General features: G+C 63.2%; 9 protein-coding genes. 3 read left to right on the forward strand and 6 right to left on the reverse strand.

The genetic code is table 11. The features are described 5' to 3' along the window. The 3 genes from PGX04_RS31830 to PGX04_RS31840 all read right to left on the reverse strand — a co-directional run. The coding region (locus tag PGX04_RS31830) for a DUF790 family protein (protein ID WP_273742134.1) at positions 1-200 on the reverse strand (200 nt) is incomplete at its 3' end. 31 nt (positions 201-231) lie between these two features. Further along, positions 232-438, reverse strand: coding sequence for a hypothetical protein (locus tag PGX04_RS31835; RefSeq protein ID WP_273742135.1), 207 nt, complete (start codon positions 436-438; stop codon positions 232-234). Further along, on the reverse strand, positions 435-992 hold the full coding sequence (locus tag PGX04_RS31840) for a DUF5806 family protein (RefSeq protein ID WP_273742136.1): 558 nt from the start codon (positions 990-992) through the stop codon (positions 435-437). Before PGX04_RS31840 ends, PGX04_RS31835 begins: the two co-directional genes overlap by 4 nt. Before the next feature lie 323 nt (positions 993-1,315). Here PGX04_RS31840 and PGX04_RS31845 point away from each other — a divergent pair, with 323 nt between their 5' ends. Then, positions 1,316-1,549, forward strand: coding sequence for a ribbon-helix-helix domain-containing protein (locus tag PGX04_RS31845; protein ID WP_273742137.1), 234 nt, complete (start codon positions 1,316-1,318; stop codon positions 1,547-1,549). A gap of 161 nt (positions 1,550-1,710) precedes the next feature. Here PGX04_RS31845 and PGX04_RS31850 read toward each other — a convergent pair whose 3' ends face one another. The 3 genes from PGX04_RS31850 to PGX04_RS31860 form a co-directional block, all read right to left on the reverse strand. Further along, positions 1,711-3,174 carry a DEAD/DEAH box helicase gene (locus PGX04_RS31850; protein WP_273742138.1) on the reverse strand — a complete coding sequence of 488 codons (1,464 nt, stop codon included), beginning with the start codon at positions 3,172-3,174 and terminating at the stop codon, positions 1,711-1,713. A 309-nt stretch (positions 3,175-3,483) separates the two neighbouring features. Beyond that, complete coding sequence (locus tag PGX04_RS31855; RefSeq protein ID WP_273742139.1) at positions 3,484-4,137, reverse strand: ribonuclease HI family protein; 654 nt, start codon at positions 4,135-4,137, stop codon at positions 3,484-3,486. 305 nt (positions 4,138-4,442) lie between these two features. Continuing rightward, positions 4,443-4,868: an SHOCT domain-containing protein gene (locus tag PGX04_RS31860; RefSeq protein ID WP_273742140.1), complete on the reverse strand. Its 426-nt coding sequence runs from the start codon at positions 4,866-4,868 to the stop codon at positions 4,443-4,445. Between the two features lie 425 nt (positions 4,869-5,293). On the opposite strand from PGX04_RS31860, the gene PGX04_RS31865 reads away from it, so the two are divergent. Beyond that, positions 5,294-6,526, forward strand: a complete 1,233-nt coding sequence (locus PGX04_RS31865; protein ID WP_273742141.1) for a nucleotide exchange factor GrpE — start codon at positions 5,294-5,296, stop codon at positions 6,524-6,526. Positions 6,527-6,687: 161 nt separating this feature from the next. Then, positions 6,688-8,491: molecular chaperone DnaK (dnaK, locus tag PGX04_RS31870; RefSeq protein ID WP_273742142.1), on the forward strand; the 1,804-nt coding region annotated here is incomplete at its 3' end.

An 8,491-nucleotide genomic window follows, 5' to 3' on the forward strand; every position in this document is an offset into this window, starting at 1 on the left:
AGGCCGCGTGCGAGTTTGAAGTCCTCGGCCTCGCGCTCGAGCGCAGTCAGTGCGTTCTCGAGCGTCGCCCGCGGTTCGCCGACGTGGCCCTGATACGTGCCGATGACGCGGGCGGCGAGCGGCCGGTGTTCGCGGTCGGCGAACTGTGGATGGTAGCCGCCGCCGGCCCGCGAGACGCGAAGCAGGTCCTTCGTCAGCATCTGTCTCGAGTCGGCGCGGCATCGTCAAAAGTCACCCGGACGGTGGCGGGCCCGAGTGACGTTCACGCAGCGCGATTACGGCCGCCGGTCTCGAACGGCCCGTATGGCCGATTCGAACCTCCGTATCGCGTACGAGACCCACGACGGCGTTCGAGCGCTGATCGATTGCCTCGTTCACTCGCTCGAGGTCGATCTCGACGTTCGTGTCGCGATCGTCGCTCCCTGCGGAGCGATTCACTCGGATTCGACCGCGTCTTCGCCCAGTGGCTCGCCGCAGTTCGGACAGCGGTCGTAGCGGAGTTCGAGGCTCGCCCGGTGGACCTCCTCCATCGCCGCTTTGATCCGTTCTTCCGCCTCCAGTTCGGTCCCGTGCGAGAGGGAGGCCCCCTCGACTTCGATCAGGAACCGCGCTATCTCCGTCGCTTCGTAGGCGATGTCGTCCAGTTCGTCGGCCGTGAAGAAATCGGAATAGGCGCCGTAGAGGAACGTCGCACCCGCTTTCCGGACCTTCTCCTCGAAGGATTTCCGCGACTGGTAGACCGCCTGGCGCGTGTACTGATCGTCCATGAAGGGAACGAGGTCGGGGAGGTTCTCCCCGATGGTCGTCATCTCGATACCTGTCCCGGTCCGAAAGTCGGCCCCGAGGCGAGCGATCGCCCACTCGCGGGCCGTGAAGGCGACGCGATCGCGAAGGAACTCGTTGACGCGGTCGTACTCGGCGCTCTCGAGTCGCTCGAACCGATCGGACTCGGATGCACTGTTCCGGGTGGATGAATTCGTCTCTTCGGGCATGGTGTGTGTCTGCGGTTGCCCGCGTCACGTGCAAGGGCCGAACGAGTATAACGCTGTCCGTCACGCCGGAAATCGCGTGATCCGGCCCGCTGTTTTGACGTCTGGTTAAACGACGTTCCGTGACAACCGAAACCAGCGTCTTCCCGACCGCCAGCGCTAGAGTCGAACAGTTTCACTTTCACCGCGCTACGCGAGCCCTTTTCACCGGCCGCCCCCTTCTCGCCACATGGTCCTCGCGAAAAAGAGAATGGGACTCAGAGGTATGGAAGCCGAGACGAGAGCGGCGTTGCGCCCCGGTCGCGACCGGAACGAGGTGACGGGAGATGTCGCGTAGTCCGCCGTCCGAGGACGTCGTCGCCGACCCCAATCACTCCCGACTGGCGGACGGGCGGACGCTCGAGCGCGTGACGTTCCGGGCCACCGACGAACAGCTCGCCGCCCTCGAATCGCTCGTCGACGCCGACGTCTACCATTCCCGGAGCGAAGCGCTCCGGGCCGGGGTGCAACAACTTCTCGAGCGGCACCGTCCGTCCGAGACCGACCGCGATGATCAGTAGGTCCGCCCCGAAATCACACCGTCCGAACGGATCGGGCGTCGACATCCTCGAGCCGGCGGCCTCCGCCAAATACTGTCTCTGTGAATACAGGACACAGCAGCCGTTGACCTGGCCGAAGTGGCCGTCCGGCCCGGCGACGTGTGTCTGCCATCCACCGATCGTCAGTCGCGACGACGGCCTGCGATCCGTTCCTCGCCGGTATTTTCGGATATGACCTCGTAGAGGATCGCTCGTCCGCCGTCGGATTTCGGGCGAAGGATCCGTCCGAGTCGCTGGACGAACTCCCGCTCGCTGCCGCTGCCCGAGAGCACGACCGCCACGTTCGCGTCGGGGACGTCGACCCCCTCGTCTAACACGTTCGAGGTCGCGATCCGGGTGTAGGACCCCTCGCGGAACCGTTCGAGGATCTCCCGTCGCTCCGCCGCGCCGGTCTGGTGGGTGATCGTCGGGATCAGGAACCGCTCGCTGACGTCGTACGCGAGGTCGTTGTGGGCCGTGAAGACGATCGTCCGATCGCCGCGGTGATCGTCGAGAATTTTCGCCAGCGCCTCGAGTTTCGCCTCGCTCCCGAACATGAGTTCCCGCGCGCGCTGGCGGGCGAGCAGCGCCTCGCGCGCGTCTGGATCGGTGCCCGATCGCTTGACGAGTTCCTGATAGTCCGAGCCGCTTCGCATCTCGATGTTCGAGCGCGCGAGGTAGTCCGTGAACAGTTCCTGATTACGCTCGTATTCCTCGCGCTCGTCGGGGGTGAGCGAGACCTCGAGTCGCTTGACGTCGTAGTTCGCCAGGTGATCGCCGGCGAGTTCGTCCACGTCGACGCGGTGGACCAGCGGACCGACGATTTCCTCGATCACCTCGTGTGCGCCGTCGGGTCGCTCGAAGGTTGCGGTCAGCCCCAGTCGCGCGGGTGCGGCCAGCAGCCGCGCGATCTCGCGGTAACCCTCGCCGCCGAGGTGGTGGGCCTCGTCGAAGACGACGCATCCGAACCTGTCGCCCACCGAATCGGCCTTCAGGTACGCCGAGTCGTACGTCGAAACGGTGATCGGTTCGAGGCGCTGTTCGCCGCCGCCGAAGCGGCCGATCGGACGGTCGAACTCGCGCTCGAGTTCCCGCTGCCACTGCTCGAGGAGGTCGATCGTGGGCACGACGACGAGCGTCGGAACCGAGAGCCGCTCGATCGCCGTCAGCGCGATGACGGTCTTGCCGCTCCCGGTCGGGAGTTCGAGGACGCCGGCGGGCGCTCGCCCGGGTGGCTCGGCCGGGCCGTCGGTCCAGCAGTCGGTCTCGAGCCACGTCTGGAGCGCCGTCGTCTGATAGCCGCGCAGTTCGTACGCAGATTCGAGGGCGGACACGGACTCGAGGTCGAGAACTCGATCGTCGACTGCGGCGTCCGTCTCCGCTAGCGCCGCTCGGAGGGCGGCGTATCGAACGGCCGGGACGCGGAAGCCGTCAGTCCGCCGGTCGGTCTCGAGGTCGGGGACGGCCGTCCGAAGCGACGACGGCGAGATCGACGATTCCTCGAGGCCGTCGATCCGGATCGTCCCGTCCTCGTATCGGAGTTCGATCGCGGTCGATTCGTCGGCCGGTGTCGGCGTCACGGGACACAATCGGGGGCAGACCCACATATACGGTCGGGTATTTTGCGTCCTCGAGATCGATCACTACGAGAGCTATTTTGATCGGTCTCGTGAACTGCTCCATTCTCCCAGACGCGGGAGCCTGTTGCTCGTAATACGTGGCGAGTACAGTTGGAGAGCGTACACGTATCCACGGCGATAGGTATCTTCTGTGCGTTTATCAACGAAGGCGAGTCCTGTGAGTTCAACGGAAACTGTCACCGCTAAACAGACAGGGTGGAGTCAATACGTGGTTTCTAGTCGCTTCTGCGGATTTCAACGGAGCCAGGGTTTCGAATTGGAAGCGGCGTACCGCTCCTATCCAGGTCCGAAGGCCGCGATATCGGCTCCCACTGTCGCCAGTGCGTCGGCGGGGTTCGGGTTGCTGTCGGCCAGATGCGTGTACTGGTGTTCCGGGATGCTCGACAGTGCCGTCGTGATGGCCTCGCTGTACGTCTCGACGCTCGGCTCCGTCGGGTCATCGCCACCCCAGACGTCTCGGATGACCGTCATCGAATCGATGCGCACTTCTAGCCTGCGTGGCTCGTAGCGAGCCAACAGTTCGGAGAGCCCGAGCTGGAGGGCGACGTACTCGGCGGTGTTGTTCCCCGTCCGGGAGCCGACGGGACGGCCGAGACGGGCGAGTTGGTCCTCCGCAGCGTCCATGATGACAGCGCCCGCACCTGCGGGGCCAGGGTTACCGCGGGAACTGCCGTCGACGTAGAGGACGAATGCGTCGCTCGTCGGCTCGGGGACGGATGGCCGGGTGAGTTCCGACTCCAGCAGGCTCTCGAGCGCGGGACGCAATTCGCCCGGGGTGGTCGCGGGGTCGAAGAGACCGCCGTAGCCGGGGACGGCGTCGTCGATGGCGTCGGTGACGGCTGCCACCTCGTAGCCGACACCCGCGAGTACCTCGTCGACGAGCGCGGCGAGCGGTGAGAGATGTTCGGCCGGGAGTGGGTTGTCGGTCACGCCACTCGCCCCCTCGGACTTCGGTTCCGAGCTTTCACACCCTCGTTCCAGAACGATCTCGTTGGCTGGTCGCACCACTGCATATCGGTCCTCGGTGGTCAAGCGAGATAACCTCTTCAGGTGGCATCGGTGGCGGGCCGTTTTGAATCGGTCGGCACTCTGGAATCCGTAGCGACTGATACGAACAGCCTGCTGAATATAGAGGATGGATGCAGCACAGTAAATTCGTTTGTTTCACAATCTTCTGTCGGAATCAACCGATACATACGGATGCGAACTGTTCGGCAGTCGGGCTATTATGTCATTCAACGATGTAACTGCTCCTCCTCAAGGTCAGCAGTACCCGTATCGCGGTCCGTCTCCTCAATCATGGACGGCTCTCGAGTCCTCGGATCGATCGCCTCGGCGCTGTCCACCTCAAGGAGGCAATCCACTTTTCGCTCGAATTCGTCCTCAGACAGCGTTCCCTCTGCGTATTGGGCTTTGAGGGTCTCCAGTGGGTCTTCTTGCGAGGGATTATCGATATCATCACCATTCCGCTCCGCCATCGTCTCGTAATCAGGCCCAAGGAACAATACGAGGGGTGTTCCGACGATGAACCCGATGACACCGACGAGAAGGATCCACTCGATTCCAAGCATTGTGCCAATGATAACTAATCCCATCGATAGGAGGGCGATTACTTCGGCGAGGTGCTCGGGAGTGCGCTTGAGAAAGGATGTATTTTCCATGGCTCATAACGCACCTGCCATGTCAATACGTCTCCGGTTTTCGTTGGTTTCGTCCTCGTTGCCCGTCGTGGCAATATCGTAAAGTCGCTGGCCCTCCAATTTCCTTGGATTATCGGGATGACCGATACTAGTCGGAAGATATCTTAGAAGTCCTCCCACGGTATGGAGGTTGATTATACCCACATATGATGCGGACTTTATGACAATGAATCCTCTGTACTGAGCGATCACCCTCAACCAGATTGACTCTGAATCAGTGCCACATTCGCGCTATCAGTTTAGCACGACTCGCCAGATACTATCTAAATATGACATAATCTTTGGCGCTCACTTCGCATCTGTACTGATCAGTTCAGTTTCCCGTTTCATCCGATGCGAGCCGCCGTACCTCAACCCTTTTATTACCGCTGTTCGTTGACTGCCACATGAGCGAAGACGAGGGCACGAACGCGTCAGCCCAGGGTGTCCCGTCCGAGGAGGAATCCGACGACGGCGAGACGGCCGACGTCGATCATGAGACGTCGATGGACGGGGATTCGGAACAGGAATCCGAATCGACCGACTCGGAATCGGCAGGAGCAGCCACAGAGACTGACTCGAGCGCGGACGGAGACGATGGGACAGCGACAGTGCGGACTGAAACGACCGCGGACGATGTCGGCGAGGCCGGGGAGGCACCCGAAACGAGCGAGGACGTCCAGCGCATACTCGATCGGGTCACCGAGTACGACGACGAACTCGCCCACAAGGTCAACTCGATCGTCGAGGAGGCCCGTGACCTCAACGGGACCGTCAAACACCAGCGCGAGGAACTCGAGGATCTCTCCGAGCGCATCGAGTCCCAGGCCGAGACAATCGGCGAACTCCAGACCGAACTCGACGAGTACGAGGCGGCCCTGAGCGAGCGCGACGAGCAAATAGCGGAGTACGAGGAGGAGATAGAAGACCTGAAGAGCCGGCTCAAGCGCAAACAGGCGGACTTCCAGAACTACAAGAAACGCGCCAAGAAGCGCCAACAGCAGATCAAGGACCGCGCCGCAGAGGACCTCGTCGAACGCCTCATCGGCGTCCGGGACAACCTCAAACGCGCGCTCGAGGAGGAGAGCGGCGACGTCGACACGCTCCGGGACGGCGTCGATATGACGCTGCGCGAGTTCGATCGCATTCTCGAGGACGAGAACGTTTCGGAGATCGATCCCGACCCGGGTAGCGAGGCCGATCCGCAGCGCCACGAGGTCATGATGCAGGTCGACAGCGACCAGCCCGAAGGGACCATCGCCGACGTCTACACGCCCGGCTACGAGATGGGAGAGAAGGTCATCCAGAACGCCCAGGTGACCGTCTCGAACGGCGAGTTCGCCGATGCGGACGAGGATGACGGCGACGACGCAGACGAGACTGAGGGGGAATCGACCGGCGAGTCGGACGAGCAGCAAGACGCGACCGACGCTGACGCTGCCGATGGGACGGCTGACGAGTCCGATGCGGATGCCGACACGATCGCGGACGACGACTCGGCCGAGACCGACGGGTCGTCGGCTACCGATGCCGAAGACGGCGATGAAGCGATCGAACTCGGCGGCGAAGTCACCGACGCCGATCTCGAGGGCACACCGCCGGACGACTCGGATGACGAGGAAGACGAAGCGGACGAGTAACGGGAGTGGCCGCCGCTCGAGGGAGGGGCGGATGTAACCGCGATTTTTACTGCAACCCAACTGTCTCGAGCGAGGCTGAGAGCCGCGGTATCCGGATTTTATTCGATTCCTCCGTCTGCCTAGTAACCTTTAAAACAAAGTGCGCACAATACCCGCCCACTATGGCGAGCAACAAGATTCTCGGAATCGACCTCGGGACGACGAACAGCGCGTTCGCGGTGATGGAAGGCGGCGATCCGGAGATCATCGTCAACGCCGAAGGCGAACGGACGACGCCCTCCGTCGTCGCCTTCACGGACGACGACGAGCGCCTCGTTGGGAAACCCGCGAAGAATCAGGCGATTCAGAACCCGGAAAAGACGATCGCCTCGATCAAGCGCCACATCGGCGAGGAGGATTACACCGTCGAGATCGAGGGCGAGGAGTACACGCCGGAAGAGATCTCGGCGATGATCCTCCAGAAGATCAAACGCGACGCCGAAGACTATCTGGGTGACGAGGTCGAGAAGGCCGTCATCACGGTCCCCGCCTATTTCTCCGACCGACAGCGCCAGGCGACCAAGGACGCCGGCGAGATCGCCGGCTTCGAGGTCGAACGCATCATCAACGAGCCGACCGCCGCGTCGATGGCCTACGGCCTCGACGACGACTCCGACCAGACCGTGCTCGTCTACGACCTCGGCGGTGGCACCTTCGACGTCTCCATTCTCGATCTCGGCGGCGGCGTCTACGAGGTCGTCGCCACCAACGGTGACAACGATCTCGGTGGGGACGACTGGGACGAAGCCATCATCGACTGGCTCGCCGACGAGTTCGAAGCGGAACACGGGATCGACCTCCGCGACGACCGACAGGCCCTCCAGCGGCTCAAGGACGCCGCCGAGGAGGCCAAGATCGAACTCAGTAGCCGGAAGGAGACCGAGATCAACCTGCCCTTCATCACGGCGACCGACGACGGCCCGATCCACCTCGAGGAGTCCATGACTCGAGCCAAGTTCGAGTCGCTGACGCAGGATCTGATCGATCGCACCGTCGAGCCGACCGAGCAGGCGCTCGAGGACGCGGGGTACGATGCGGACGAGATCGACGAAGTCCTCCTGGTCGGCGGCTCGACCCGGATGCCCCAGGTCGCCGAGAAGGTCGAGGAACTGACCGGCAAGGCACCCCAGAAGAACGTCAACCCTGATGAGGCCGTCGCGCTGGGCGCGGCGATCCAAGGCGGCGTGCTGGGCGGCGAGGTCGACGACATCGTCCTGCTGGACGTGACGCCGCTCTCGCTCGGTATCGAGGTCAAGGGCGGCCTCTTCGAGCGACTCATCGAGAAGAACACGACGATTCCGACCGAGGAGTCGAAGATCTTCACCACAGCGGCGGACAACCAGACCACGGTGCAGGTCCGGGTCTTCCAGGGCGAGCGCGAACTGGCCGCGGAGAACGAGATGCTCGGCGAGTTCCACCTGACCGGCATCCCGCCGGCCCCCGCGGGGACCCCGCAGATCGAAGTCACGTTCTCGATCGACGAGAACGGCATCGTCAACGTGAGCGCGGAGGACAAGGGCAGCGGCACTACCGAGGAGATCACCATCGAGGGCGGTGCCGGGCTCTCCGACTCCGAGATCGAGAAGATGCAGCGCGAAGCCGAGAAGCACGCCGAAGAGGACCAGCAAAAGCGCCAGCGCATCGAGGCCCGCAACACCGCCGAGGCCACGATCCAGCGCGCCGAAACGCTGCTCGAGGAGAACGACGAGCAGGTCGACGACGACCTTCGTGCGGACATCGAGGATGCGATCGAGGACCTCGAGGCGACGATCGACGACGACGATGCCGACGCCGGCGACATCGAGACGGCGACCGAGACCCTGAGCGAGGAGCTCCAGGAGATCGGCAAGCAGATCTACCAGGAAGCCGGTGCCGCGGACGCCGGTGCGGCCGGCGGCGCAGCGGGTGCCGGAGCGGCAGGTGCTG

This window comes from Natrinema soli (assembly GCF_028618695.1).

What these genes read in the sequence shown, in the direction of transcription:
- PGX04_RS31840 (WP_273742136.1), bottom strand. Translation starts at nt 992, where the DNA reads ATGCCCGAAGAGACGAATTCATCCACCCGGAACAGTGCATCCGAGTCC.
- PGX04_RS31845 (WP_273742137.1), top strand. Translation starts at nt 1,316, where the DNA reads ATGTCGCGTAGTCCGCCGTCCGAGGACGTCGTCGCCGACCCCAATCAC.
- PGX04_RS31860 (WP_273742140.1), bottom strand. Translation starts at nt 4,868, where the DNA reads ATGGAAAATACATCCTTTCTCAAGCGCACTCCCGAGCACCTCGCCGAA.
- PGX04_RS31850 (WP_273742138.1), bottom strand. Translation starts at nt 3,174, where the DNA reads ATGTGGGTCTGCCCCCGATTGTGTCCCGTGACGCCGACACCGGCCGAC.
- PGX04_RS31865 (WP_273742141.1), top strand. Translation starts at nt 5,294, where the DNA reads ATGAGCGAAGACGAGGGCACGAACGCGTCAGCCCAGGGTGTCCCGTCC.